The organism is Streptomyces sp. NPDC005925, from assembly GCF_040638805.1.
Lineage (GTDB): Bacteria > Actinomycetota > Actinomycetes > Streptomycetales > Streptomycetaceae > Streptomyces.
Genome location: NZ_JBEXVL010000036.1, coordinates 27,585 through 52,743, shown reverse-complemented (window position 1 = coordinate 52,743; position 25,159 = coordinate 27,585). Strand labels below are relative to the sequence as shown.

At 71.5% G+C, this 25,159-nt stretch carries 25 protein-coding genes; 19 read left to right on the top strand and 6 right to left on the bottom strand.

What is annotated here, in order from left to right; translation table 11 throughout:
- Positions 1–90: 90 nt before the first annotated feature.
- Complete coding sequence (locus tag ABZ354_RS26590) at positions 91–1,107, bottom strand: LysR family transcriptional regulator (RefSeq protein WP_358660877.1); 1,017 nt, start codon at positions 1,105–1,107, stop codon at positions 91–93.
- Between the two features lie 297 nt (positions 1,108–1,404).
- On the opposite strand from ABZ354_RS26590, the gene ABZ354_RS26585 reads away from it, so the two are divergent.
- Complete coding sequence (locus ABZ354_RS26585) at positions 1,405–1,935, top strand: DUF6817 domain-containing protein (protein ID WP_358660875.1); 531 nt, start codon at positions 1,405–1,407, stop codon at positions 1,933–1,935.
- A gap of 51 nt (positions 1,936–1,986) precedes the next feature.
- Here the strand turns inward: ABZ354_RS26585 and ABZ354_RS26580 are convergent, their stop codons facing one another.
- Positions 1,987–2,685 carry a class I SAM-dependent methyltransferase gene (locus tag ABZ354_RS26580; RefSeq protein ID WP_358660873.1) on the bottom strand — a complete coding sequence of 233 codons (699 nt, stop codon included), beginning with the start codon at positions 2,683–2,685 and terminating at the stop codon, positions 1,987–1,989.
- A 220-nt stretch (positions 2,686–2,905) separates the two neighbouring features.
- Entirely contained in the window at positions 2,906–3,109 is a 204-nt protein-coding gene (locus tag ABZ354_RS26575) for a cold-shock protein (RefSeq protein ID WP_004984723.1), read from the bottom strand.
- Positions 3,110–3,545: 436 nt separating this feature from the next.
- Here ABZ354_RS26575 and ABZ354_RS26570 point away from each other — a divergent pair, with 436 nt between their 5' ends.
- From ABZ354_RS26570 to ABZ354_RS26545, 6 genes are all read left to right on the top strand, one after another.
- Positions 3,546–4,394, top strand: coding sequence for a menaquinone biosynthesis protein (locus ABZ354_RS26570; protein WP_358660872.1), 849 nt, complete (start codon positions 3,546–3,548; stop codon positions 4,392–4,394).
- Between the two features lie 168 nt (positions 4,395–4,562).
- Entirely contained in the window at positions 4,563–6,314 is a 1,752-nt protein-coding gene (locus ABZ354_RS26565) for a serine/threonine-protein kinase (protein WP_358660879.1), read from the top strand.
- 145 nt (positions 6,315–6,459) lie between these two features.
- The gene (locus ABZ354_RS26560) at positions 6,460–7,419 is read left to right on the top strand and encodes a prepilin peptidase (protein ID WP_358660870.1); all 960 of its coding nucleotides are present in this window, start codon (positions 6,460–6,462) and stop codon (positions 7,417–7,419) included.
- A 118-nt stretch (positions 7,420–7,537) separates the two neighbouring features.
- Positions 7,538–8,737: a cyclic dehypoxanthinyl futalosine synthase gene (gene mqnC / locus ABZ354_RS26555; protein WP_358660868.1), complete on the top strand. Its 1,200-nt coding sequence runs from the start codon at positions 7,538–7,540 to the stop codon at positions 8,735–8,737.
- A 7-nt stretch (positions 8,738–8,744) separates the two neighbouring features.
- The gene (locus ABZ354_RS26550) at positions 8,745–9,401 is read left to right on the top strand and encodes a hypothetical protein (RefSeq protein ID WP_358660866.1); all 657 of its coding nucleotides are present in this window, start codon (positions 8,745–8,747) and stop codon (positions 9,399–9,401) included.
- A 67-nt stretch (positions 9,402–9,468) separates the two neighbouring features.
- Positions 9,469–10,164, top strand: a complete 696-nt coding sequence (locus ABZ354_RS26545; protein WP_358660864.1) for a demethylmenaquinone methyltransferase — start codon at positions 9,469–9,471, stop codon at positions 10,162–10,164.
- A gap of 173 nt (positions 10,165–10,337) precedes the next feature.
- Here ABZ354_RS26545 and ABZ354_RS26540 read toward each other — a convergent pair whose 3' ends face one another.
- Both ABZ354_RS26540 and ABZ354_RS26535 read right to left on the bottom strand, forming a co-directional pair.
- On the bottom strand, positions 10,338–10,676 hold the full coding sequence (locus ABZ354_RS26540; protein ID WP_358660862.1) for a PASTA domain-containing protein: 339 nt from the start codon (positions 10,674–10,676) through the stop codon (positions 10,338–10,340).
- Between the two features lie 93 nt (positions 10,677–10,769).
- Positions 10,770–11,276: a GNAT family N-acetyltransferase gene (locus tag ABZ354_RS26535; RefSeq protein WP_358660860.1), complete on the bottom strand. Its 507-nt coding sequence runs from the start codon at positions 11,274–11,276 to the stop codon at positions 10,770–10,772.
- A gap of 98 nt (positions 11,277–11,374) precedes the next feature.
- Here ABZ354_RS26535 and ABZ354_RS26530 point away from each other — a divergent pair, with 98 nt between their 5' ends.
- The gene (locus ABZ354_RS26530) at positions 11,375–12,658 is read left to right on the top strand and encodes a geranylgeranyl reductase family protein (RefSeq protein ID WP_358660858.1); all 1,284 of its coding nucleotides are present in this window, start codon (positions 11,375–11,377) and stop codon (positions 12,656–12,658) included.
- Positions 12,659–12,746: 88 nt separating this feature from the next.
- On the opposite strand, the gene ABZ354_RS26525 is transcribed toward ABZ354_RS26530, so the two are convergent.
- Positions 12,747–13,562, bottom strand: a complete 816-nt coding sequence (locus tag ABZ354_RS26525; RefSeq protein ID WP_358660856.1) for a C40 family peptidase — start codon at positions 13,560–13,562, stop codon at positions 12,747–12,749.
- A gap of 754 nt (positions 13,563–14,316) precedes the next feature.
- Between ABZ354_RS26525 and ABZ354_RS26520 the strand changes: the two genes are divergently transcribed.
- The 11 genes from ABZ354_RS26520 to nuoK are packed head-to-tail and all read left to right on the top strand — an operon-like array spanning position 14,317 to position 25,158.
- Complete coding sequence (locus ABZ354_RS26520; protein ID WP_030379754.1) at positions 14,317–14,676, top strand: NADH-quinone oxidoreductase subunit A; 360 nt, start codon at positions 14,317–14,319, stop codon at positions 14,674–14,676.
- A gap of 13 nt (positions 14,677–14,689) precedes the next feature.
- The gene (locus ABZ354_RS26515; RefSeq protein WP_129307482.1) at positions 14,690–15,244 is read left to right on the top strand and encodes an NADH-quinone oxidoreductase subunit B; all 555 of its coding nucleotides are present in this window, start codon (positions 14,690–14,692) and stop codon (positions 15,242–15,244) included.
- Positions 15,241–15,981 (top strand): NADH-quinone oxidoreductase subunit C, encoded by a 741-nt coding sequence (locus ABZ354_RS26510; RefSeq protein ID WP_358660853.1) that lies wholly within the window; start codon positions 15,241–15,243, stop codon positions 15,979–15,981. Before ABZ354_RS26515 ends, ABZ354_RS26510 begins: the two co-directional genes overlap by 4 nt.
- Positions 15,978–17,300 carry an NADH-quinone oxidoreductase subunit D gene (locus ABZ354_RS26505; RefSeq protein ID WP_358660851.1) on the top strand — a complete coding sequence of 441 codons (1,323 nt, stop codon included), beginning with the start codon at positions 15,978–15,980 and terminating at the stop codon, positions 17,298–17,300. Before ABZ354_RS26510 ends, ABZ354_RS26505 begins: the two co-directional genes overlap by 4 nt.
- The gene (gene nuoE / locus ABZ354_RS26500) at positions 17,297–18,169 is read left to right on the top strand and encodes an NADH-quinone oxidoreductase subunit NuoE (RefSeq protein WP_358660849.1); all 873 of its coding nucleotides are present in this window, start codon (positions 17,297–17,299) and stop codon (positions 18,167–18,169) included. The genes ABZ354_RS26505 and nuoE overlap by 4 nt, the downstream gene beginning before the upstream one ends.
- Positions 18,166–19,515 carry an NADH-quinone oxidoreductase subunit NuoF gene (gene nuoF, locus ABZ354_RS26495; protein WP_358660847.1) on the top strand — a complete coding sequence of 450 codons (1,350 nt, stop codon included), beginning with the start codon at positions 18,166–18,168 and terminating at the stop codon, positions 19,513–19,515. Before nuoE ends, nuoF begins: the two co-directional genes overlap by 4 nt.
- The gene (locus ABZ354_RS26490; protein ID WP_358660846.1) at positions 19,512–22,016 is read left to right on the top strand and encodes an NADH-quinone oxidoreductase subunit G; all 2,505 of its coding nucleotides are present in this window, start codon (positions 19,512–19,514) and stop codon (positions 22,014–22,016) included. The genes nuoF and ABZ354_RS26490 overlap by 4 nt, the downstream gene beginning before the upstream one ends.
- The gene (gene nuoH / locus ABZ354_RS26485; RefSeq protein ID WP_358660844.1) at positions 22,013–23,389 is read left to right on the top strand and encodes an NADH-quinone oxidoreductase subunit NuoH; all 1,377 of its coding nucleotides are present in this window, start codon (positions 22,013–22,015) and stop codon (positions 23,387–23,389) included. The genes ABZ354_RS26490 and nuoH overlap by 4 nt, the downstream gene beginning before the upstream one ends.
- On the top strand, positions 23,382–24,023 hold the full coding sequence (gene nuoI, locus ABZ354_RS26480) for an NADH-quinone oxidoreductase subunit NuoI (RefSeq protein WP_358660842.1): 642 nt from the start codon (positions 23,382–23,384) through the stop codon (positions 24,021–24,023). Before nuoH ends, nuoI begins: the two co-directional genes overlap by 8 nt.
- A complete protein-coding gene (locus ABZ354_RS26475; RefSeq protein ID WP_358660840.1) occupies positions 24,020–24,862 on the top strand; it encodes an NADH-quinone oxidoreductase subunit J in 843 nt (280 codons plus the stop codon). Before nuoI ends, ABZ354_RS26475 begins: the two co-directional genes overlap by 4 nt.
- Positions 24,859–25,158: an NADH-quinone oxidoreductase subunit NuoK gene (gene nuoK / locus ABZ354_RS26470; RefSeq protein ID WP_018568277.1), complete on the top strand. Its 300-nt coding sequence runs from the start codon at positions 24,859–24,861 to the stop codon at positions 25,156–25,158. Before ABZ354_RS26475 ends, nuoK begins: the two co-directional genes overlap by 4 nt.
- The last annotated feature ends 1 nt before the right edge of the window (position 25,159 follow it).

The following is a 25,159-nucleotide window of genomic DNA, read 5'->3' as shown; positions in this document are numbered from 1 at the left end:
TTGTGGTGAAGACAGGCATCTCCACTACGCCCGGAGGTCTCTTCCTGATCAACTAGCGACGCGAGTTACCAACCTCATGGCCGAGTACACCTAGGTGCGCTGTCCGGGGACGGTGCGGACGCGGGGGCGCGGCCCGGGGGCCGTTTCGGATGTCCCGGGCGGGTCGGTGGGGTCGGGCGGGTCGGGCGGTTCGGACAGGGAGGCGAGCGGGCCCGCGTTGCGGCGGCAGCTGTCCAGGACCGTGTCCGCGAAGGCGCGGGCCGCCGGGCTCAGGGCGTCCCAGCGGCGGACCGCCCACCCGACCGTGAGCGGCGGCACGGCCGGGAGGGGAACGAGGCGGAGGCCGCCGCCCTTGCCGGGCACGTCCAGGCCGGGCAGCGCGGGCACCACCGCCCGTCCCAGGCCCAGTTCGGCCAGCAGGAGTGCCGTGTCCCAGTCGGCGACGCTCGTGTCGTAGGCGAAGCGCACCCCCAGCCGCGCGCAGGCGGCGTCCAGGTGCGCGGCGGACGCGGAGTTCGGCGGCAGACGGATGAGGCGCAGGCCCTCCAGGTCGGCCGCGGTCACCTGCGGGCGGTCCGCCAGCGGGTCTCCGGACCGTACGGCCAGGACCCACGGGAGGTCCATGACGGGGCGCTGCTCGATGCCGCGCACCGGGGGCCCCAGCGTGATCCACGCCAGGTCCAGGTCACTGTCGGCCAGCGCGTCGAAGCAGCCCCGGCTCGAACTCTCCGTACGGAACTCCAGGCTGATGTCCGGGTGCCGCTGCCGGAAGGCGACCACCGCGTCCGACATGAAGTGCCGCACGGTCGTGGCACCCGTGGCGACGCGCACCGAGCCCCGCTCACCCTCCACCAGCTCGCGCAGCCGCCGCAGTGCCAGGTCGAGGCCGGCGATGCCCTGCGCCGCGGCCGCCTCCAGAACCCGGCCCGCCTGCGTGGGTACGACGCCGCGCGGCTGCCGTTCCAGCAGGCCGACGCCGGTCTCCCGTTCCAGCCGCTTCACGTGCTGACTCACCGCCGACTGTGTACAGCCCAGTTCGCGGGCCACCGCGCTGAGGCTGCCGGCCCGGCACACCGCCACGAACACGCGAAGGTCGTCCAACGTCACAACATCCAAGCTAACACTTGGGGTTGGAGACAAAAGGCAAGGATTGACTGGGCTCCCGGGGCTGTACGACGATCGTCGCAGGGCCCGGGCGGCAACCCGCTCCGCGCCCCGCCAGATCCGGACCGGGGCGGGGTGGAGCGGGTGCCGACCCACCACGACCCGCTCCCGGAAAGGACACCGACCGTGCCTTCCTCCGCCTCCCGCCCGGCCGCCGACTCCGCTTCCTCCGCCTCCGTCCCGGCCGTTGGCTCCGCTCCCGTCCCGGCTTCCGCTTCCGCCGCTGCCGAAGGGGCCCGGGTGCTGCTGCTCCGGTCGGGTGCCGACGCGCTCTCGCACCCCGGCGGCACCCTGCTCGCCCACCTCGACCGGGTGCGGGCGCAGCTCATCGCCTGGGAGGCACGCCCGGCCCTCCGGCTCGCCGGCCTCTGTCACGCCGCCTACGGCACCGACGGTTTCCCCGCCGCCCTGCTCCCGTTGGGCCGCCGCGGCGACCTGGCGGCCGTGATCGGAACGGAGGCCGAGGCGATCGTGTACGCCTACGGCAGCTGCGACCGGGAGGCCACGTATCCCGGGCTCGCCGAGCCGGGCGCCCCGCTCCACGACCGCTTCACCGGCAGCACCCGCGCCCTGGAACCGGGCCTGCGGCGGGACCTGGCCGTACTGATCGCCGCCGACGAACTCGACCTCGCCCGGCAGGACCCCGCCTTCCGCAAGCGGTGGGGCCCCGAACTGCTGGAGCTGTTCACCCGCCTGCGGCCCCTGTTGAGCGGCGTGGCGTGGAGCGACTGCGCGACCGTTCTCGGCGTCCGGGACGAACGGCCGGCGTGAGGCCCCCGCGGAGGAGGGCCTGCCTCGGCGGGGCCGCCTCACGGAGGCCGCCTACTTGCGGGCGATCAGGACCGCCTGCGGAGTCGACTCGCCCTTGTCGGCGTCCGGCGCACGGACGGTCTGGCTGTGCAGGGTCAGGCCCGCCGCCGCCAGCAGGGGCGTGATGTGCTCCGGCCGGCGGCGTACGAAGTCCAGGGAGACGGGGTGGCCGAAAGGCCGGTCGTGGGTACGCGGCACGTCGCCGACCTGAAAACCGGTCAGCAGGTACCCGCCGGGCGCCAGCACGCGTGCGAACTCCGCGAAGACGTCGGGGAGCCGGTCGTCGGGCGTGTGGATGGTCGAGTACCAGGACACGACACCCGCGAGGGCCCCGTCGGGCAGGTCCAGGTCCAGCATCGAGCCCTGCTCGAACCGCAGCCCCGGATGTTCGCGCCGGGCGATGGCCAGCATCGACGCCGACAGGTCGAGGCCGTGGACGGACAGCCCGAGCGAGGCGAGATGGGCGGTGACCCGGCCGGGACCGCACCCCAGGTCGGCCACCCGGCCGCCCGCCCCGACCAGTTCCGCGAACGCCGCCAGCACCGCCCGGTCCATCGGCGCACTGGGCTCGTTCCGGAAGAGGCCGTGGTAGTCCTCGGCAATGGCGTCGTAGAAGATCCGCGTGGTGGTGAGGAAGGGGGCGGGGGCGACCCCTGACTCCGGGGCCGCCGGTGTCCGGACTGTTTCCGGGGTGTCCTGCTCGGGCGTCATGGGCGGGACCATAGCGGGGGCCACTGACAGTGCCGCTCCGGTCACACGGGTTCTCCGACGAGGACGGCGGCGGTTCACCGGAAGTTCACCGCCGGTGGGCGGCGAAGGGGGTGCGGGGAAGTGAATGGGCCCGTGCATGTGAAAAACGGGGGCGGCGGAGGCGCGGAAAAGGGCAGGAGCCCCGTCGCCTGACGGCGCGGGGCTCCTTGGGTATTACTTGTCAGACAGGGGTGACGTTCTCCGCCTGCGGGCCCTTCGGGCCCTGAGTGACGTCGAAAGACACCTGCTGGTTCTCCTCAAGCGAACGGAAACCGGTCGCGTTGATTGCGGAGTAGTGGACGAAGACGTCGGGGCCGCCGCCTTCTTGGGCGATGAATCCAAAGCCCTTTTCGGCGTTGAACCACTTCACGGTTCCGGTAGCCATAAGCCCTCCTTGGGCCCAAAGGGTTGCCCTGCTCCAGAACCAGCAAGTGTGAGAAGAGAATTCTGCACAACTGCCTATGCCTGAGAATGACGAGAGCCCGCGGTCACATGCTCCGCAGGCTCTGTACTGCAAGGGAAACCAAACTGCAACTTGCGGCGAGCCTAGCACGCAGAGGTCCTGATGCAATAGAGGCCAAGATCACTTCACCCGAATGTTTGAAGATCTCTTCCTCGGGCCTATAGCCGCACTCGCGAGAAGCCCGCCGAGGGGGTTCCGACAACCGGAACGGAGGCGGCGCGGACGGCGGTAGGGGCGGACGGCGGAGGGGCGTGCCGAGGGCGGTGACCAGGGAGCGCCAGGGAGGGGCGACGGGGACGGGCGGGCCGGCCGGCGGGGTGGCGGCCCGGCACCGATCCCCGAGGGCTAGCCTCACGATGTGGACAATTCTCGCACCCGGCCGCGTGTCGGCCACATCCAGTTCCTGAACTGCCTGCCCCTGTACTGGGGGCTCGCGAGGACGGGCACGCTCCTCGACTTCGCGCTCACGAAGGACACCCCGGAGAAGCTCAGCGAGAAGCTGGTGCAGGGCGACCTCGACATCGGTCCGATCACCCTCGTCGAGTTCCTCAAGAACGCGGACGACCTGGTCGCCTTCCCCGACATCGCCGTCGGCTGCGACGGCCCGGTGATGTCGTGCGTGATCGTCTCGCAGGTCCCGCTGGAACGCCTCGACGGCGCCCGGGTCGCACTCGGCTCGACCTCGCGCACCTCCGTGCGGCTCGCGCAGCTGCTGCTGGCGGAGCGTTTCTGCGTACGGCCGGACTACTACACCTGCCCGCCCGACCTCAGCCTGATGATGCGGGAGGCCGAGGCCGCCGTACTGATCGGCGACGCCGCGCTGCGCGCCAACCTGCACGACGGGCCGCGCTTCGGGCTCCAGGTGCACGACCTGGGCGCGCTGTGGAAGGAGTGGACGGGACTGCCGTTCGTCTTCGCGGTGTGGGCGGCGCGGCGCGACTACCTGGAGCGCGAGCCGGCGATCACCCGCCAGGTGCACGAGGCCTTCCTCGCCTCCCGCGACCTCTCCCTCCAGGAGGTCGGCAAGGTCGCCGAGCAGGCGGCCCGCTGGGAGGACTTCGACGAGCAGGTCCTGCAGCGGTACTTCACCACCCTCGACTTCCGCTTCGGCGCACCGCAGCTGGCGGCGGTCGCCGAGTTCGCGCGCCGCGTCGGCCCGACCACCGGCTTCCCGGCCGAGGTGAAGGTCGACCTGCTGGAGCCGTGACGGACGGCGGAGCGAGGGGGCTTCCTGCCGGGCTCACGGGCTCGCGGCGCCCGCCGGGCCATGGGCCGCCGCGGGCCGCGGCACTACGCTGCCGGACAGGCGTACGGGGTCGTACGGGTCCGTGCGGGGGATCCGGGCGGACGCCCGGGACTCGGGGGAGGAATGACCATGCAGCCGCTCGACGTCGACGAACCGACCGTGGTGGGGCCCTACCGGCTGCTCGGCCGGCTCGGTTCCGGGGGCATGGGCCGGGTCTACCTGGGGCGCAGCGCGGGCGGCCGGACGGTCGCCGTCAAGATCGTGCACCCGCACTTCGCGCTCGACGAGGAGTTCCGGGCCCGGTTCCGCCGCGAGGTGGAGGCGGCGCGGCGGGTCGGCGGCGCGTGGACCGCGCCCGTCCTGGACGCCGACCCGGACGCGCGCGTGCCATGGGTCGCGACGGCCTACGCGGCGGGTCCTTCCCTCACGGCGGCCGTCGCGGACGTCGGCCCGCTGCCGCTGCACACGGTACGGGCGCTGGGGGCGGGCCTGGCCGAGGCGCTGGCGGCGGTGCACGAGCTGGGTCTCGTGCACCGGGACGTGAAGCCCTCCAACGTCCTCCTCACCCTCGACGGGCCGCTGCTGATCGACTTCGGCATCGCCCGCGCCACGGACGGCACGGCCTCCCTCACCTCGACGGGCGTGTCCATCGGTTCGCCCGGTTACATGGCACCCGAGCAGATCCTCGGCAAGGGCGTCACGGGCGCGTCCGACGTCTTCTCGCTGGGCGCGGTCCTCACCTTCGCGGCGACCGGCGAACCTCCCTTCCGGGGGGACTCGTCGGCCGCGCTGCTCTACAAGGTCGTCCACGAGGAGCCCGTACTCGGCGGTCTGGACGGGGAGGTCCGGGAGCCGGCGGCGGCCTGCCTCGCCAAGGACCCGGCCGCCCGCCCCACCCCCGCCGAACTGGCCCGCCGCCTCGCCCCCGGCGGCGCGTCCCGCCTCGTCGCGGGCGGTTGGCTGCCGGGCGCGCTGGTGGAGCGGGTCAGCCGCAGCGCCGTACAGCTGCTGAACCTGGAGGCGGCGGGCGGGGCCGGCACCGACGGCGCCGGTGCCGAGTCCGGGCCGGTGGACTTCAGCAACCCCGCCGTACGGCCACCGGACACGGCGGGAACGGCGGGCGGGGAGGTCCACGGGGCGCCGACGGTGGGGGAGTTCGGACCGCCGCCGGTCATGACGGGAGCGGGCACGACAGCGGGCACGGGGGGTGGTGCGTGGCCGTCGTCCGGGGACGGCGGGGGCCTTCCGCCCCGGCCGTCCGCCGGCCCCGCCACCCCCGACGGGGGCCCCGCCCACCACCCCGGCAGGCTCTCCGTCTCCGTGGCCGCCGCGTCCGCCCCCGGCGCCGGTGGCCGCGGCCGGCGGCTGAGCTGCACAGTCGCCCTGGCCGTCGCGGGCGCGATGGCGGCGGTGACGGTCGGCTCGGTGTTCCTGTTCGACGTGCTGCCGGGCGGCGGCGGGGGCAACGACGCGGGCAGGGACCACGGCGCCCGGCCGGCGGCCCCGACCCCCGGTGACGGTACGGCGTCCGAGGTGCCGGCCCGCTACCTCGGCACCTGGCAGGGGCAGGGCACGGTGCTCGACGGCACCCTGCCGGCCGGGACCTTCCGCGTCACGGTCCGGCGCGCCCGCGTGGGGGAGGAGCTGGGCCGCATCACCCAGACGGACACGCTCGGCCTCACCTGCACCGACGTCCTGACCCTGAAGCAGGTCACGAAGAAGCAGCTGGTGGCGAGCTCGGTGGGCGAGGAGAAGAACGCGGGCCACTGCAATCAGGCCCGGGCGACCGTGCGCCTCGTCCCGGTCGGCGACGACCTGAAGTACGAGTCGGACAGCGAGAGGTCGGGCAACCCGGAGGCGCGCATGTCGAAGGTCGGGTAGGCGAGGATCGAGCAGCCGAAAGTCGAGTGGCCGAGGGTCGAGTGGCCGAAGACCGAGTCGTCGGGAATGCGGCCGTCGACGTCGAACGGTCAACGTCGAGTGACCGAACGTCAGTGACCGAACGTCGAGTGGAAAGGCGGGCAGCGTGCCGGATCCGTCGGTCGTCGTCGTCGCCGTCGCCGCCCTGTGGGGCGCGGCGGCCGGTGTTCTGCTGCCACGCGCCGTCTACCGGTTCTCCGTACCCTCCGGTGAGGCGTGGCGGACCCTGTGCCCCGGCGGGCACCCGCTGCGCGGATGGCTCGGGCGGGCGCGGTGCGGGCAGTGCGGGGAACGGGCGGCGCCCGGGGCCCACGGGTCGGGAGCAGCCCAGGTACCGGAACCGCCCAGCCGGGCCGGTGCCCACGGGCCCGGCGGTGCCCAGGGGCCGGGCGGTGCCCAGGGCCCTGGGGTGACCTCGGCCCCGGGCGGGACCTCGGGGTCGGGCGGGACCTCGGCCCCGGGCGGGACCTCGGGGTCGGGCCGGGCCCCGGACCCGGGCCGGACCCCGGACCCGGGTGGGGCCTACGGGCCCGGTGGGGGTGTCCTCGCCGTCGTCACCGGCCTGGTGTGCGCCGTGCTCGGCGCGGCCACGGGCACCCGGCCCGAACTCGCCGTCTGGCTGCTGCTCGCGCCGGTCGGCGTGCTGCTGGCCGTCGTCGACCTCCGGGTGAAGCGGCTGCCCGACCCGCTCACCCTGCCGCTCGCGGGCGCAGCACTCGCGCTCCTCGGCCTCGCCGCCCTCGCGCCCGAGCACGCGGGACAGTGGACGACCGCCCTGCTCGGCGCCCTCGCGCTCGGCGCCGGCTACTTCGTGCTGTTCCTCATCAGCCCCGGCAGCATGGGCTTCGGCGACGTGAAGCTGGCCCTGGGCGCGGGCGCCGTCCTCGGCTGGTACGGCTGGCCGACGGTCGTGCTCGGCACCTTCGCCGGGTTCCTGCTGGGCGCGCTCTACGGCGGTGCGCTCGTCGTCGCCCGGAGGGCGGGCCGCAGGACCGCGATCCCGTTCGGGCCGTTCCTGATCGGCGGCGCGTACCTGGGGCTCCTCGCGGGCGCGTACGGCGCCTGAGACGCGACGACGTAGCCCCCGCGCAACGCCCGGCGTGCGGACCGGCCGACGTCGGTTGCGAAGACCGGCTGGCGTACGCTGAGGACGTCCGTCCACAACCCTTACGAAAGGGACGCCGGTGACCGAGAAGGCCGACCTTCAGCCCATCCTCGACCGTGCAGCCGCCGGTGGGCGGATCACCCCCGAAGAGGCCCTCGACCTCTACCGCGACGCCCCGCTCCACGCGCTCGGCGCCGCCGCCGACGCCGTACGCAGGCGGAAGTACGCGGGCACCGAGCACATCGCGACGTACATCATCGAGCGGAACATCAACTACACCAACGTGTGCGTCACGGCGTGCAAGTTCTGCGCCTTCTACGCCGCCCCGAAGGACACCGCCAAGGGCTGGACGCGCGACCTCGACGACATCCTGCGCCGCTGCGCCGAGACGGTCGAGCTGGGCGGCACGCAGATCATGTTCCAGGGCGGCCACCACCCGGACTACGGCGTCGAGTACTACGAGAAGCACTTCTCGGCCATCAAGAAGGCCTTCCCCCAGCTGGTCATCCACTCGCTGGGCGCGTCCGAGGTCGAGCACATGGCCCGTATCTCCGGGGTGCCGGTCGAGGAGGCCGTCCGGCGCATCCACGCCGCCGGGCTCGACTCCTTCGCCGGCGCCGGTGCCGAGCTGCTGCCCGAGCGCCCGCGCAAGGCCATCGCGCCGCTGAAGGAGTCCGGGGAGCGCTGGCTGGAGATCATGGAGATCGCGCACGACCTCGGTGTCGAGTCCACGTCCACCATGCTGATGGGCACCGGCGAGACCAACGCCGAGCGCATCGAGCACCTGCGGATGATCCGCGACGTACAGGACCGCACGGGCGGCTTCCGCGCCTTCATCCCGTACACCTACCAGCCCGAGAACAACCACCTGAAGGGCCGCACGCAGGCCACGATCTTCGAGTACCTGCGGATGATCGCCATCGCCCGGCTGTTCCTGGACAACGTGGCGCACATCCAGGGCTCCTGGCTGACGACGGGCAAGGAGGTCGGCCAGCTGTCCCTGCACTACGGCGCCGACGACCTCGGCTCGATCATGCTGGAGGAGAACGTCGTCTCCTCCGCCGGCGCCAGGCACCGCTCCAACCGGCTGGAGATCATCGACCTGATCCGCCGGGCCGGCCGGGTGCCGGCACAGCGCGCGACGACGTACGAGCACCTCGTCGTGCACGACGACCCGGCGAACGACCCCGTCGACGACCGCGTGGCCTCGCACATCTCGTCCACCGCGATCGAGGGCGGCACGGCCCACCCCGAGCTGAAGCTGCTCGCGTCCAACTGACCCCGCCGTGCCCACACTCCACGCCGCAGACCTCCTGCTCCCGGGGGACGGCGGGCCACCCCTGCCCGGCGGCGCCGTGCTGGTCGACGGCCGCGCCGTCGCCGCGATCGGCCCGTACGAGGAGCTGGCCGCCGCGCATCCGGCCGCCCGTGTCCGCCGGTGGCCGGGGGTTCTCACCCCCGCACTGCTGAACCCGTACGGGCCCGAACTGCTGGAGCGGGCCTACCACCCCGACCCGCGCGAGGCCGACGCGCTCGGCACCGAACCGCTCACCGGGGACGCCCTCGCCGCCCTGCCCATGACCGACGCCCGCTGGGGCGCGAGCGCGCGGCGCGGTGTGCAGCGGATGCTGGCGCACGGCACCGTCGCCGTCGCGGGCGACCTGAGGCGGCCCGCCGTACGGGACGCCGTGCGCCGCGCGGGCCTCACCGCCGGGCCGCGCGCCGCGCAGCCGACGGGCCCGCCCGCCCTCGACCCGCTGGCCGGCGGGCGGAGCCTGAGCGAGGTGGTCCTGCTGCCGCTGCCGCCCGCCGGAGCGGTCGCCGCTCGGGAGGCCACCTTCGCCGTCTTCGACGTCCCCGACGAGGCCGCGCTCAGCGCCCGCGGAGCCGGGACCTGCGTGGCGACGGTCCTCGCGGGACGCCTCGTGCACCGGCGCCGCTGATGCGCCGTCCCCGGCGGCCCCCGGCCCTGTGCCGTACGCGCCGGGTCCCTGCTGCCACAATGGGCGGGTGACCCGCGCATCCCTGGACAAGCAGCCGCACGAAGTCGCCTCGATGTTCGACGACGTGGCGGACCGGTACGACCTGACCAACGACGTGCTGTCCCTCGGGCAGGCGCGGCTGTGGCGCAGGGAGGTCGCGAAGGCGGTGGACGCCCGGCCCGCGCAGAGGGTCCTCGACCTCGCCGCCGGTACGGGCACCTCCTCGCTGCCGTTCGCCCGCACCGGCGCCCGCGTCGTCCCCTGCGACTTCTCCCTCGGCATGCTCCAGGTGGGCAAGGGGCGCCACGGCTGGCTGCCGTTCACGGCCGGCGACGCGACCCGGCTGCCGTTCCGGGACGACGTGTTCGACGCCGTCACCATCTCCTTCGGGCTGCGCAACGTCCAGGACCACGGCGCGGCGCTGCGCGAGATGTACCGCGTGACACGGCCCGGTGGACGGGTCGTGATCTGCGAGTTCTCCCAGCCGACGTGGGCGCCGTTCCGGACCGTGTACACCGAGTACCTGATGCGCGCCCTGCCCCCGGTCGCCCGCGCCGTGTCCTCCAACCCCGACGCGTACGTCTACCTCGCCGAGTCCATCCGCGCCTGGCCCGACCAGGCCGCCCTCGCCGGGCAACTGCGCGGGGCCGGCTGGTCGAAGGTGGCGTGGCGCAACCTCTCGGGCGGCATCGTCGCCCTGCACCGGGGATACAAGGCTGCCTGAGCCGACGGTCGGACCCAACGCGGCCTGAGCCGACGGTCGGACCCACGGGGGCCGGAGACGACGGGCGGATGCGAGAAGGCACGAGCGGGTGGGCCGTCGCCGCCCCGCATGCGCCGTGTGCCCGCGGCGGACGCCCCCCGCCCCCGTCCGGGACCTCCGGGACCTCCGGGACCTCAGGGGTGGCCGAGGGCCGCGTACGGCCCCTCCGGCTCGCCCAGTTCGTGCCGCAGGCCGCCCGGCGGCGGAACGCCCCTCCTGGGCTCCCTGACGCCCCCGCCGCCCTCCCCGTCGCCGAAGTCGAACCAGACGGTGACGACGGCGCCCCGCGGCACGGCGGCCCCGGGCAGCGGGAACTGTCGTACGACGTGGTCGACGACGACGCGGAGGAAGTCGGGCCGGTCGGGCGCGGCGAGCAGCACCCCGCCCGCCTCGGCCGTCTCCCGCGCGTCCACGGCCATCAGGCCGACGAGGCGCGGCACGACCACTTCCGGACTCTTGGGTGTCAGGCGCACGGACGTCACCCCCAGCGGTACAGGCAGGGTAACTCCGGCCCTCCGCCGCCCGGAAGCGTCATGTACCTTTCCGTAGCCGACGATTACCGTGTGTCACAGGATCAGGCGGTAGCAGTGGCCCTCGCGCTCCGAGGCGGGTGTCCTGAACGTCTCGGCGAGTTCCATGCCGAGGCGCCGGGTCACCGCGATGGACCGTTCGTTGCGGGAGTCGACCATCGCCACCACGCTCTTGACGCCCGCCGCGCTCACCCGCTCCAGGGTCTCCCGCGCCGCCGCCGTGACGTACCCCTTGCCCCAGTGCCCGCGGCCGAGCCGCCAGCCGATCTCCAGCTCGCCCGCCGGGCCCCACGAGTGCGGCCACGGCTGGGCGCCGGTGAAGCCGATGACGGCTCCCGCCTCGTCGAGCATCGTCCACAGGCACAGGCCCAGCTCCGCGTCGTGCCGCCGCTGGCGGGCGGTGAGCTCCTCGTAGACCGACAACTCGGCGGACCTGCCGCCGTGGAACTCCATCACGTCCGGGTCGTCGAAAGCCCGGTGCCAGGCGACCGCGTCCTCGTCGGTGGGGACGCGCAACCGTACTGCGGGGAGAGCTCGGTTCACGGGGCAGCCCTTCAGTGGGTTGATCGATTCCGCTGAATAGACTGCCCGTGTCCAGTGCCGGTCGGCACTCAGATTTCTAACCCTGGGGAGATCCCGCCGTGACCGAGCCCCTCTCCGACAACTCCGCCGATGTGATCGTCGTGGGCGCGGGGCCAGCCGGCTCCACCACCGCGTACCACCTGGCCAGGGCAGGGCTCGACGTCCTCCTGCTGGAGAAGACCGAATTCCCGAGGGAGAAGGTGTGCGGTGACGGACTGACCCCGCGCGCCGTCAAGCAGCTCGTGTCGATGGGCGTCGACATCTCCGAGGAGGCGGGCTGGCTGCGCAACAAGGGCCTGCGGATCATCGGCGGCGGGGTGCGGCTCCAGCTCGACTGGCCGGATCTCGCCTCCTTCCCGGACTACGGCCTCGTCCGCAGGCGCGACGACTTCGACGAGCAACTCGCCCGCCAGGCGCAGAAGGCGGGCGCCCGGCTCCACGAGCGCTGCAACGTCACCGGTCCGGTCGTCGACGACCGCACCGGCCGCATCACCGGCGTCACCGCCAAGCTCGGCGTGGAGAAGCGCGAGGTCACCTTCCGCGCGCCGCTCGTCGTCGCCGCCGACGGCAACTCCACCCGGCTGTCCCTGGCGATGGGCCTGCACCGCCGCGAGGACCGGCCCATGGGCGTCGCCGTCCGTACGTACTTCACCTCGCCGCGTCACGAGGACGACTACCTGGAGTCCTGGCTGGAACTGTGGGACCGCCGAGGTGCCCAGGACCGCCTGCTGCCCGGCTACGGCTGGATCTTCGGCATGGGCGACGGCACCTCGAACGTCGGTCTCGGCGTCCTCAACACCTCCTCGTCCTTCAAGGAGCTGGACTGGCGCGAGGTCCTGAAGGCCTGGTGCGGTTCCATGCCGGAGGAGTGGGGCTACACGCCGGACAACATGACCGGCCCGATCCGCGGCGCCGCCCTCCCCATGGCCTTCAACCGCCAGCCGCACTACACGCGCGGGCTGCTCCTCGTCGGCGACGCGGGCGGCATGGTGAACCCCTTCAACGGCGAGGGCATCGCCTACGCCATGGAGTCCGGCCAGATCGCCGCCGAGGTCGTCGTCCAGGCGCACTCCCGCTCGACGCCCGCCCAGCGGGAGACGGCGCTGCGGCGCTACCCGCGCATCCTGAAGGACACCTACGGCGGCTACTACACGCTCGGCCGGGCCTTCGTGAAGCTCATCGGCAACCCGAAGGTCATGCAGATCGCCGCACAGCGCGGCCTGACGCACCCGATGCTGATGCGGTTCACCCTGAAGCTGCTCGCCAACCTCACCGACCCGACGGGCGGCGACGCGATGGACCGCATCATCAACGGCCTGAGCAAGGTGGCCCCCAAGGCCTGACACCCCCACCGACGCCGGCCCCGGCGACACGGAAGGGCCGCTGCCCCCGAGGCAGCGGCCCTTTCATGTCCGTATGTGTCCGGATGTATCAGAGAACGCGCACCGCGCCCGACGCCGGGTAGCCGGAGAGGTTCTGGATGACGACGCCCTTGGACGGGTTGGCCGCGTCCAGGTACTGGCCGGCGCCGATGTAGACGCCCACGTGATACGCGGAGCCCTTGCCGCCCCAGTACAGGATGTCGCCGGGCTGGAGGTTGGACAGCGACACGTCGGTGCCGGCCATCGACTGGTCCTGCGAGACGCGCGGCAGGTCCACACCGACCTGGCGGAACGCGGCCTGCACGAGGCTGGAGCAGTCCCAGGCGTTGGGGCCGGAGGCGCCCATCACGTAGGCGTCGCCCAGCTGGGACTGGAGGAACGAGAGCACGGTGGCGACGCTGCCGACGGCCGGCGTCGACACGGACGCGCTCAGCGTGGCGCGCTCGGTGCTGCGGGAGGCGCGCTCGGCAGCGGCCTTGCGGGCGGCCTCGGCGGCCTTCTTCTTGGCCTCCGCCTTCTTCTTGGCCTCGACCAGGTCGGCCTTGGCCTCCTTGGCCGCCTCGGCGGCGGCTGCGTCACGCTCGGCCCGCAGCTGGTAGTGCGCGGCGGCCAGCTCCGTGACGTCCGCGGACTCGGCGACCTCGGCGGCCAGGTCGGCCGTCAGGGTCGGCAGCTCGGGGGTCTGCGTCGCGGGCTCGGCGGCGTTCGCCGGCCCCGACGCACCGGCCACGGCCAGGGTGCTGAGGACGCCACCGGCAACTCCGGCCCGCATCGCGATCGTCGACGCGCTGCGGCGGGGTTTCCGGTGGCTGCGTATGTGAGCGGAGTGGGACATGAGAACAACGGGTACCAGGGGCTCCTCCATACCTTCAAGAAACGTGTGCTGCGCCACAGTTGTTCAATGAAGGCCCGAATCCGGGGCGTGCGGCTCTTTATTGACGCCGTAAGGGACATTGCGGGCGCATGGCGAGCGGCTCGTGATCACGGCCTTTCATTATTACGCCCGAATTGCCCCCCGCCTACCATCGGTTGGGACGGATGGCCAAGCCCGGTTCTTGCGGGCCTTCCGGAATGTGGCGGAGGTCACGGAACGATTACCGGGGCGGGTGCGTAGCGGGTGCGGCTCCGCGTGCGGCTCCGCGTGCGCGTCCTCGCGTGCGTTTCGCGCGAGCCGGAGCCGGGTCCGCTCGTGAACGCGTGCACACGTCCACACCGTCCGCCGGACGCCTCCGGATGTGAACGCCCCCTCTATCAATCACCCCGTTCCGGTACCAATTTGCATGCGCGGGAAGCCTCTTGATATGGAGATGCACCGCTCTCACCTGCACTGACGAGCGAAAATGTCACGTCTGGTGATCGACTGGACGCTTCGCGCACGAAGATCAACGCTCATACGACTTCATGATCCTTCGTCAGGTGGTGGAGATCACAAAGGTTGTGTAATACCCCGTGTCGCAGATCACAGACCTGCGGGCATAAGATGCGGAGCGTTGGGCTTGTGACCTGCTTCACATGTTCTCGATCTTCGCCGGAGCAGGCGGGATGCGGGGGCCGGGGAGCGGAAGGGAGCCTTAAGTCAACCGCCAGCAGTCAGTGCCGACTGAGAGGAGCGAGGAGCGGTGAACGCGTATGCGCCCATCCTCGTACTGGGAGCCCTCGGGGCAGGCTTTGCGATCTTCTCCGTGGTCATGGCCACGCTGATCGGTCCGAAGCGGTACAACCGCGCCAAGCTCGAGGCGTACGAGTGTGGAATCGAGCCGACCCCCACGCCGGCCGGCGGCGGGCGCTTCCCCATCAAGTACTACCTGACGGCGATGCTCTTCATCGTCTTCGACATTGAGATCGTCTTCCTTTATCCCTGGGCCGTCACGTTCGACTCCCTGGGGATTTTCGGGCTCGTGGAGATGCTGCTCTTCGTGCTCACCGTCTTCGTCGCGTACGCGTACGTATGGCGGCGCGGCGGCCTGGAATGGGACTGAGGGGCCTTTAGACATGGGACTCGAAGAAAAGCTGCCGAGCGGATTCCTGCTGACCACCGTCGAGCAGGCCGCGGGCTGGGTGCGCAAGGCATCGGTCTTCCCCGCCACGTTCGGGCTGGCCTGTTGTGCCATCGAGATGATGACCACCGGTGCCGGCCGCTACGACCTGGCGCGCTTCGGCATGGAGGTCTTCCGCGGCTCGCCGCGGCAGGCGGACCTGATGATCGTCGCGGGGCGGGTGAGCCAGAAGATGGCCCCCGTGCTGCGGCAGGTCTACGACCAGATGCCGAACCCCAAGTGGGTGATCTCCATGGGGGTCTGCGCCTCGTCGGGCGGCATGTTCAACAACTACGCGATCGTCCAGGGCGTCGACCACATCGTCCCGGTCGACATCTACCTGCCCGGCTGCCCGCCGCGGCCCGAAATGCTGATGGACGCCATTCTCAAGCTGCACCAGAAGATCCAGAGCTCCAAGCTCGGCGTGAACGCCGCGGAGGCGGCCCGCGAGGCGGAGGAGGCGGCCCTGAAGGCGCTGCCCACGATCGAGATGAAGGGGCTGCTGCGATGAGCGACGCGAACAACGACGCCCCGAACCCCGAGAAGGACCTCGCGGCCTCCAACCTCCCGGGCCGGCGCGGCCAGGGCGGTGAGGAGATCCGCGTCCAGCGCGGCATGTTCGGCGCCAACAACGGCGGCGACACCTCCGGCTACGGCGGGCTGGTGCGCTCGGTCCGGCTCCCCGGACCGGCCGCCCGGCCCTACGGGGGCTGGTTCGACGAGGTCGCCGACGAGCTCGAGGGCGCCCTTGAGGAGCAGAACCTCCTGCCCGCCGGCGCCATCGAGAAGACGGTCGTCGACCGCGACGAGCTGACCTTCCACATCGAGCGCGAGCACCTCGTCCGCGTCGCCCGCACCCTGCGCGACGACCCGGCCCTGCGCTTCGAACTGTGCACCGGGGTCAGCGGCGTCCACTACCCGAACGACAAGGGCCGCGAGCTGCACGCCGTCTACCACCTGCGCTCGATCACCCACAACCGGGTGATCCGCCTCGAGGTCAGCTGCCCCGACAGTGACCGGCACATCCCGTCCCTGGTCTCCGTGTACCCGACCAACGACTGGCACGAGCGCGAGACCTACGACTTCTACGGGATCGTCTTCGACGGTCACCCGGCCCTGACGCGGATCATGATGCCGGACGACTGGCAGGGCTTCCCGCAGCGCAAGGACTACCCCCTCGGCGGCATCCCCGTCGAGTACAAGGGCGCCCAGATCCCGGCTCCGGACCAGCGGAGGTCGTACTCGTGAGTACCTCGCACGCATCCCCTCGCGAGACCACCGAGGGCACCGTCTACACCGTCACCGGCGGTGACTGGGACGAGGTCGTCCAGTCCGCGGCCCGCGCCGACGACGAACGCATCGTCGTCAACATGGGACCGCAGCACCCCTCCACGCACGGTGTGCTCCGGCTGATCCTGGAGATCGACGGCGAGACCGTCACCGAGGCCCGCTGCGGCATCGGCTACCTCCACACCGGTATCGAGAAGAACCTCGAGTACCGGACCTGGACGCAGGGCACCACGTTCGTGACGCGCATGGACTACCTGACGTCGTTCTTCAACGAGACGGCGTACTGCCTCGGGGTCGAGAAGCTCCTCGGCATCGAGGACGAGATCCCCGACCGCGCCTCGATCATCCGCGTGCTCCTGATGGAGCTGAACCGGCTCTCCTCGCACCTGGTGTGCATCGCCACCGGCGGCATGGAGCTGGGCGCCACCACGATCATGATCTACGGATTCCGTGACCGTGAACTCATTCTCGACATCTACGAGCTGATCACCGGCCTGCGCATGAACCACGCGTTCATCCGCCCCGGCGGACTCGCCCAGGACCTGCCGCCCGGCGCGGTGGACCAGATCCGCGAGTTCGTGAAGAAGATGAAGAAGAACCTCCCGGAGTACGACAAGCTCGCCACCGGGAACCCCATCTTCAAGGCCCGCATGCAGGACATCGGTCACCTCGACCTGACCGGCTGCATGGCCCTCGGCGCGACGGGCCCGATCCTGCGCTCCGCCGGCCTGCCCCACGACCTGCGCAAGGCCCAGCCGTACTGCGGTTACGAGACGTACGACTTCGACGTCCCCACCGCGGACACCTGCGACGCCTACGGGCGCTTCCTGGTCCGGCTGGAGGAGATGCGCCAGTCGCTGCGGATCGTCGAGCAGTGCCTGGACCGGCTGGAGCCCGGCCCGGTCATGGTCGCCGACAAGAAGATCGCCTGGCCCGCCCAGCTCGCCCTGGGCCCGGACGGACTGGGCAACTCCCTCGACCACATCAAGAAGATCATGGGCACCTCCATGGAGGCGCTGATCCACCACTTCAAGCTGGTCACCGAGGGTTTCCGCGTCCCGCCGGGACAGGCGTACGCGGCCGTCGAGTCGCCCAAGGGCGAGCTCGGGGTGCACGTCGTCTCCGACGGCGGCACCCGCCCCTACCGGGTCCACTTCCGGGACCCGTCCTTCACCAACCTTCAGGCCATGGCGGCGATGTGCGAGGGCGGCCAGGTCGCCGACGTCATCGTCGCTGTCGCGTCCATCGACCCCGTGATGGGAGGCGTCGACCGGTGACCACCAGTTCTTCGGAGCAGGGCGTCAGCCTGGGCATGCCCCAACTGCCCGCGCCCGCCTACCCGGACGACGTCCGGGCCCGGCTGGAGACCGACGCGCGCGAGATCATCGCCCGCTACCCGGACTCCCGGTCCGCACTCCTTCCGCTGCTGCACCTCGTGCAGTCGGAGGAGGGCCACGTGACGCGCACCGGCATGCAGTTCTGCGCGGACGTGCTCGGCCTGACCACGGCCGAGGTGACCGCCGTCGCCACCTTCTACACCATGTACCGGCGCAGGCCCTCCGGCGACTACCAGGTCGGGGTCTGCACCAACACACTGTGCGCGGTGATGGGCGGCGACGCGATCTTCGAGGAGCTCCAGGAGCACCTCGGGGTCGGCAACGGCGAGACCACCGACGACGGCAAGGTCACCCTCGAGCACATCGAGTGCAACGCGGCCTGCGACTTCGCGCCCGTCGTGATGGTCAACTGGGAGTTCTTCGACAACCAGACCCCCGACAGCGCCCGCCGTCTCGTCGACGACCTGCGCGCGGGACGCGACGTCGCGCCCACCCGCGGCGCCCGGCTGTGCACCTTCAAGGAGACCGCCCGGATGCTGGCCGGCTTCCCCGACGAGCGGCCCGACGCCGTCGAGGAGAGCGGCAGTGCCGGACCGGCCTCCCTGGTCGGCCTCCGCCTGGCCAAGGGGGAGACCGCGCCCGCGCGCGTGGTCCACCCGCGCGACGGCGGACCCCAGGGCGGGCGGGCCGCCGCCGGGCAGGACACGTCGTCGCCCGCGCGGCACCTCAGCTCGCACGACGCGCCACAGGACACGTCGGCCTCCGACCCGGACCACCCGGCCGGGCCCGTCGCCGAGGAGGGGGAGTGATGACCTTGGCACCCGAACTCAAGGACACCAGCCCGGAGAACCTGCTCGCACCCGTGCTGTCGGCCTTCTGGGACGAGGACCAGGCCTGGACCCTGGACGTCTACCGGCGTCACGAGGGCTACGAGGGCCTGCGCAAGGCGCTCGCCATGCCGCCGGACGACGTCATCGCGTACGTCAAGGAGTCCGGACTGCGCGGCCGCGGCGGCGCGGGATTCCCGACGGGCATGAAGTGGCAGTTCATCCCGCAGGGCGACGGCAAGCCGCACTACCTGGTGGTCAACGCCGACGAGTCGGAGCCCGGGACCTGCAAGGACATCCCGCTCCTCTTCGCGAACCCGCACAGCCTCATCGAGGGCATGATCATCGCGTGCCACGCGATCAGGTCGTCGCACGCCTTCATCTATCTGCGGGGTGAAGTCGTCCCCGTACTGCGGCGGCTGCACGAGGCCGTGCGCGAGGCCTACGCGGCGGGCTACCTCGGCAAGGACGCCCTGGGCGCAGGCAAGGACCTCGACATCACCGTGCACGCCGGAGCCGGCGCGTACATCTGTGGTGAGGAGACCGCGCTGCTGGACTCCCTCGAAGGCCGCCGTGGTCAACCGCGACTGCGTCCCCCCTTCCCCGCCGTGGCGGGCCTCTACGCCTGCCCCACTGTGGTGAACAACGTCGAGTCGATCGCGTCGGTTCCCGCCATCATGAACCGCGGCAAGGAATGGTTCCGCTCGATGGGCAGCGAGAAGTCTCCCGGCTTCACGCTGTACTCCCTCAGCGGCCACGTCGCCAACCCCGGGCAGTTCGAGGGCCCGATGGGCCTCACCCTGCGCCAGCTCCTCGACATGAGCGGCGGGATGCGGCCCGGGCACCGCCTCAAGTTCTGGACCCCCGGCGGTTCCTCGTCCCCGATGCTCACCGACGAGCACCTCGACGTCCCGCTCGACTACGAAGCGGTGGGCGCCGCGGGTTCCCTGCTCGGCACCAAAGCCCTCCAGTGCTTCGACGAGACGACCTGTGTCGTCCGCGCCGTCACGCGCTGGACGGAGTTCTACGCCCACGAGTCCTGCGGCAAGTGCACACCCTGCCGCGAAGGGACGTACTGGCTCGTGCAGCTGATGCGCGACATCGAAGCCGGCAAGGGCGTGATGAGCGACCTCGACAAGCTGAACGACATCGCCGACAACATCGACGGCAAGTCCTTCTGCGCCCTCGGTGACGGCGCCGCCGCACCGATCATTTCCTCGCTGAAGTACTTCCGCGAGGAGTACGAGCAGCACATCACGGGCCGCGGCTGCCCCTTCGACCCGGCCAAGTCGACGGCCTGGGCCGACCGCACGGAGGTGAACGCATGACCGTGACCACCAACGCTCCCTCAGGCGGGGGAGAGGCGGCGGTCCCGCCGGAGGACCTCGTCACGCTGACGATCGACGGCGCCGAGATCAGCGTGCCCAAGGGCACGCTGGTGATCCGCGCCGCCGAACAGCTCGGCATCGACATCCCCCGGTTCTGCGACCACCCTCTTCTCGACCCGGCCGGCGCCTGCCGCCAGTGCATCGTCGACGTCGAGGGACAGCGCAAGCCGATGGCTTCCTGCACCATCACCTGCACCGACGGGATGGTGGTCAAGACCCACCTCACCTCGCCGGTCGCGGAGAAGGCGCAGAAGGGTGTGATGGAGCTCCTGCTCATCAACCACCCGCTGGACTGCCCCGTCTGCGACAAGGGCGGCGAGTGCCCGCTGCAGAACCAGGCGATGTCCCACGGCAGCGCCGACTCCCGTTTCGAGGGCAAGAAGCGCACCTTCGAGAAGCCGGTACCGATCTCCACGCAGGTGCTGCTCGACCGTGAGCGGTGCGTGCTGTGCGCCCGCTGCACCCGGTTCTCCAACCAGGTCGCGGGCGACCCCATGATCGAGCTGCTGGAGCGTGGCGCGCTCCAGCAGGTGGGCACCGGCGAGGGCGACCCCTTCGAGTCGTACTTCTCCGGCAACACCATCCAGATCTGCCCGGTCGGCGCGCTCACCTCGGCCGCCTACCGGTTCCGCTCCCGCCCCTTCGACCTGGTGTCCTCCCCGTCGGTGTGCGAGCACTGCTCCGGCGGCTGCGCCACCCGCACCGACCACCGGCGCGGCAAGGTCATGCGCCGCCTCGCGGCCGAGGACCCCGAGGTCAACGAGGAGTGGATCTGCGACAAGGGCCGCTTCGGGTTCCGGTACGCGCAGCAGCGCGACCGGCTCGACACGCCCCTGGTGCGCAACGCCGAGGGCGAGCTGGAACCGGCGTCCTGGCCGGAGGCCCTGCAGATCGCCGCGCAGGGACTGCTCGCCTCGCGGGGCCGCACCGGTGTGCTGACCGGCGGCCGGCTCACCGTCGAGGACGCGTACGCGTACAGCAAGTTCGCGCGCGTGGCCCTCGACACCAACGACATCGACTTCCGCGCACGCGTGCACAGCGGCGAGGAGGCCGACTTCCTCGCCGCACGCGTCGCGGGCCGAGGCCGTGACCTGGACGGTACGGGCGTCACGTACACCGCCCTGGAGAAGGCGCCCGCGGTCCTGCTGGTCGGGTTCGAGGCCGAGGAGGAGGCGCCCGGCGTCTTCCTGAGGCTGCGCAAGGCCTGGCGCAAGCACGGACAGCGCACCTTCGCGCTCGCCACGCACGCCACCCGGGGCCTGACGAAGGCGGGCGGCACACTGCTGCCGGCCGCCCCCGGCACCGAGACCGAGTGGCTCGACGCGCTCGCCAGCGGCGTCGGCCTGGAGGGCGACGGCGCCACCGCCTCCGAGGCGCTGCGCGCCGAGGGCGCGGTCATCGTGGTCGGCGAGCGGCTGGCCGCCGTCGCCGGCGGGCTCACCGCCGCCGTGCGGGCCGCCACCGCGACCGGCGCCCGGCTGGCGTGGATTCCGCGCCGGGCCGGCGAGCGGGGCGCGATCGAGGCGGGCGCGCTGCCGTCGCTGCTGCCGGGCGGGCGCCCGGCCACCGACCCGCGTGCGCGTGAGGAGGTCGCGGGCATCTGGGGCGTCGCCGAACTCCCGCACCGCTACGGCCGCGACACCGGCCGGATCGTGGAGGCGGCGGCGTCCGGCGAACTGCAGGCACTGCTCGTCGCGGGCGTGGAGGTCGCCGACCTGCCCGATCCGGCACGCGCGCGTGCCGCGCTCGCCGAGGTCGGCTTCGTGGTCTCCCTGGAGCTGCGGCCCAGCGAGGTCACGCGCCTCGCCGACGTCGTCCTGCCGGTCGCGGCGGTCGCCGAGAAGGCGGGCACCTTCCTCAACTGGGAGGGCCGGGCCCGCCTCTTCGAGGCCGCGCTCAAGCCCGACCAGATGACCCGCCGCGTGGCTCCCACCGACGGGCGGGTGCTGCAGATGCTGGCCGACGCCATGGACGTCCACCTGGGCCTGCCGGACCTGCCGACCACGCGCGCGGAGCTGGACCGGCTCGGCGCCTGGGACGGACCGCAGGCCGCCGAGCCCCTGGAGAGCGGGGGCGCACTGCCCCGGCCCGCCGCCGGGGAGGCCGTGCTCGCCGGGCACCGGCTGCTGCTCGACCAGGGTCTGCTCCAGCAGGGTGACGAGGCGCTCGCCGGGACACGGCACGCCGCGCACGCGCGCGTGTCGGCCGCCACGGCCGCCGAGGCGGGCGTCAAGGACGGCGACCTGCTGGCCGTCACCGGGCCCGACGGGGCGACCGAACTGCCCCTGCTCGTCACCGAGATGCCCGACCGGGTGGTCTGGCTCCCGCTGAACTCGACGGGCTCGGGTGTCGCCGCCGACACCGGCGCCCGGCCCGGCTCCCTCGTCCGTATCGGACCGGCGACGCTCGCCGGCGAGGCCCCCAAGGAGGTGGAGGCATGAGCCCGTACCTCGCCGCAGAAGACCTCTCGATGTTCGGCCGCGACCCGTGGTGGCTGGTCGGCATCAAGGCGGTGTTCTGCTTCGTCTTCCTGATGGGGACCGTGCTGATCTCCATCGTCATGGAGCGCAAGGTCGTCGCCTGGATGCAGCTGCGCGTCGGTCCCAACCGGCACGGCCCCTGGGGCATGCTCCAGTCGCTCGCCGACGGCATCAAGCTGATGCTCAAGGAAGACGTCGTCGTCAAGCGCGCGGACAAGGTCGTCTACGTCCTCGCGCCGATCATCGCGGCCATCCCGGCGTTCATGGCGATCGCCGTGATCCCCTTCGGTCCGGCCGGCAACGAGATCTCGATCTTCGGCCACCGCACCACGATGCAGCTCACCGACCTGCCGATCGCGATGCTGTACGTGCTCGCCGTCGCGTCGGTCGGCATCTACGGCATCGTCCTGGCGGGCTGGAGCTCCGGCTCCACGTACCCGCTGCTCGGCGGCCTGCGGTCCTGCGCGCAGATGATCTCGTACGAGATCGCGATGGGCGCCGCGTTCGCCTCGGTGTTCCTGTACTCCGGGTCGATGTCGACGTCGACGATCGTGAACCAGCAGACGGACCGCTGGTACATCCTGCTGCTGCCGGTCTCGTTCGTGCTGTACATCGTGACGATGGTCGGTGAGACCAACCGCGCGCCGTTCGACATGCCGGAGTCCGAGGGCGACCTGGTCGGCGGCTTCAACACCGAGTACTCGTCGATCAAGTTCGCGATGTTCATGCTCGCCGAGTACGTGAACATGGTGACGGTGTCGGCGGTCGCGACCACGCTGTTCCTGGGCGGCTGGCGGGCCCCGTGGCCCATCAGCACGTACTGGGAGGGCGCCAACCACGGCTGGTGGCCGATGCTGTGGTTCACCCTCAAGGTCGTCCTGCTGCTGTTCATGTTCGTCTGGCTGCGCGGCACGCTCCCGCGCGTGCGCTACGACCAGCTGATGAAGCTCGGCTGGAAGGTCCTCATCCCGGTCTCCGTGGTGTGGCTGATGCTCGTGGCGACCGTGCGGGCCCTGCGGAACGAGAACTACGACTTCGCGGACATCGCCCTCTACATCGGCGGCGGAGTGCTCGTCCTGCTGGTGCTGTCCTTCGTCGTGGACATGTTCCGCGAGCGGTCGAAGCCGGACGAGAAGGCCGACGAGGAGCCGGCCGCGTTCGACCCGATGGCCGGCGGATTCCCCGTGCCGCCACTGCCCGGTCAGGAGTTGCCGCCCGTGCCGCGGCGCCGCTCGCACCGGGAGCGGGAGCTCGTTGTCAGTGGTGGTCCCGATACTCAGAGTGATGGATCTCCGGTCGGATCTACGGAGGGAAAGGAGGCGTCCGATGGCTGAGGAGCCCAAGGAGACCAAGCCCGGTTTCCAGAATCCCGTGGCCGGCTTCGGCGTGACCTTCAAGGCCATGTTCAAGAAGCGGCTCACGGAGCAGTACCCGGAGCAGCCCAAGACCACGGCTCCCCGCTTCCACGGACGGCACCAGCTCAACCGCCATCCGGACGGCCTGGAGAAGTGCGTCGGCTGCGAGCTGTGCGCCTGGGCGTGTCCCGCCGACGCGATCTACGTGGAGGGCGCGGACAACACCGAGGAGGAGCGCTACTCGCCGGGCGAGCGGTACGGGCGGGTGTACCAGATCAACTACGCCCGCTGCATCCTGTGCGGCCTGTGCATCGAGGCGTGCCCCACGCGCGCGCTGACGATGACGAACGAGTTCGAGCTGGCCGACTCCAGCCGCGCCAACCTCATCTACACCAAGGAGCAGCTGCTCGCCGGTCTCGAGGACGGCATGGTCGACTCCCCGCACGCGATGTACCCGGGGACGGACGAACAGGACTACTACCGCGGTCTGGTGACCGAGGCCGCGCCGGGCACGGCGCAGCAGGCCGCCCACTCCAAGGGCGAAGTGGTCCAGGAAGCCGACTCGACCTTCGGCGAGAGCGAACCGGCGTCCGGGGAGGTGATCGGCCGATGAGCGCGCAGCTCGCCGCCTACACCACCTCCACCGGGGAGGCGTTCCAGTTCTGGGTGCTCGCCACGGTCGCCGTGGTCGGGGCCCTGTGCACCGTCTTCATGAAGAAGGCCGTGCACAGCGCGCTCTGCCTCGCGGGCACCATGATCGTCCTGGCGGTGTTCTACCTGGCCAACGGCGCCTACTTCCTGGGCGTCGTGCAGATCGTCGTCTACACCGGCGCGATCATGATGCTGTTCCTGTTCGTCGTGATGCTCGTCGGTGTGACCTCGGCGGACTCCCTGAAGGAGACCATCAAGGGCCAGCGCTGGCTGGCCCTGGTGAGCGGTCTCGGCTTCGGCATCCTGCTGGTCTCCGGCATCGCCCACGCCTCCCTGACGGAGTTCACCGGCACCGGCCAGGCCAACGCGGGCGGCAACGTGGAGGGTCTGGCGACCCTCCTGTTCACGAAGTACGTCTTCGCCTTCGAGATCACCGGCGTCCTGCTGATCACGGCCACCATCGGGGCCATGCTGCTCACCCACCGGGAGCGCACCGAGCGGGCCAAGACGCAGCGCGAGCTCGCCGAGGCGCGCATCCGCGAGGGCAAGCACCTTCCGCCGCTGCCCGCGCCCGGCGTGTACGCCCGGCACAACGCGGTGGACATCGCCGGCCTGCTCCCCGACGGCACCCCGTCCGAGCTCACCGTCAGCAAGACGCTGCGTGAGCGCGGGCAGATCCGGGACGTGTCGATGCAGGCGCTCAACGACCTGCGGGCGCTGGAGCAGCGTTCCGAGGAGCGCCTGGAGCGCCGCGGGATCGATCCGGCGAAGGTCAACCGGGCCGAGGAGGCGTCGAAGTGAATCCCGTCAACTACCTCTATCTCGCGGCCCTTTTGTTCACGATCGGTGCCACGGGCGTATTGATCAGGCGCAACGCGATCGTGGTGTTCATGTGCGTGGAGCTCATGCTCAACGCCTGCAACCTCGCGTTCGTGGTGTTCTCCCGTATGCACGGCAACCTCGACGGCCAGATCATCGCGTTCTTCACGATGGTCGTCGCCGCCGCGGAGGTCGTGGTCGGGCTCGCGATCATCGTGTCCTTGTTCCGTTCCCGCCACTCGGCCTCGGTCGACGACGCCAGCCTGATGAAGCTGTGAG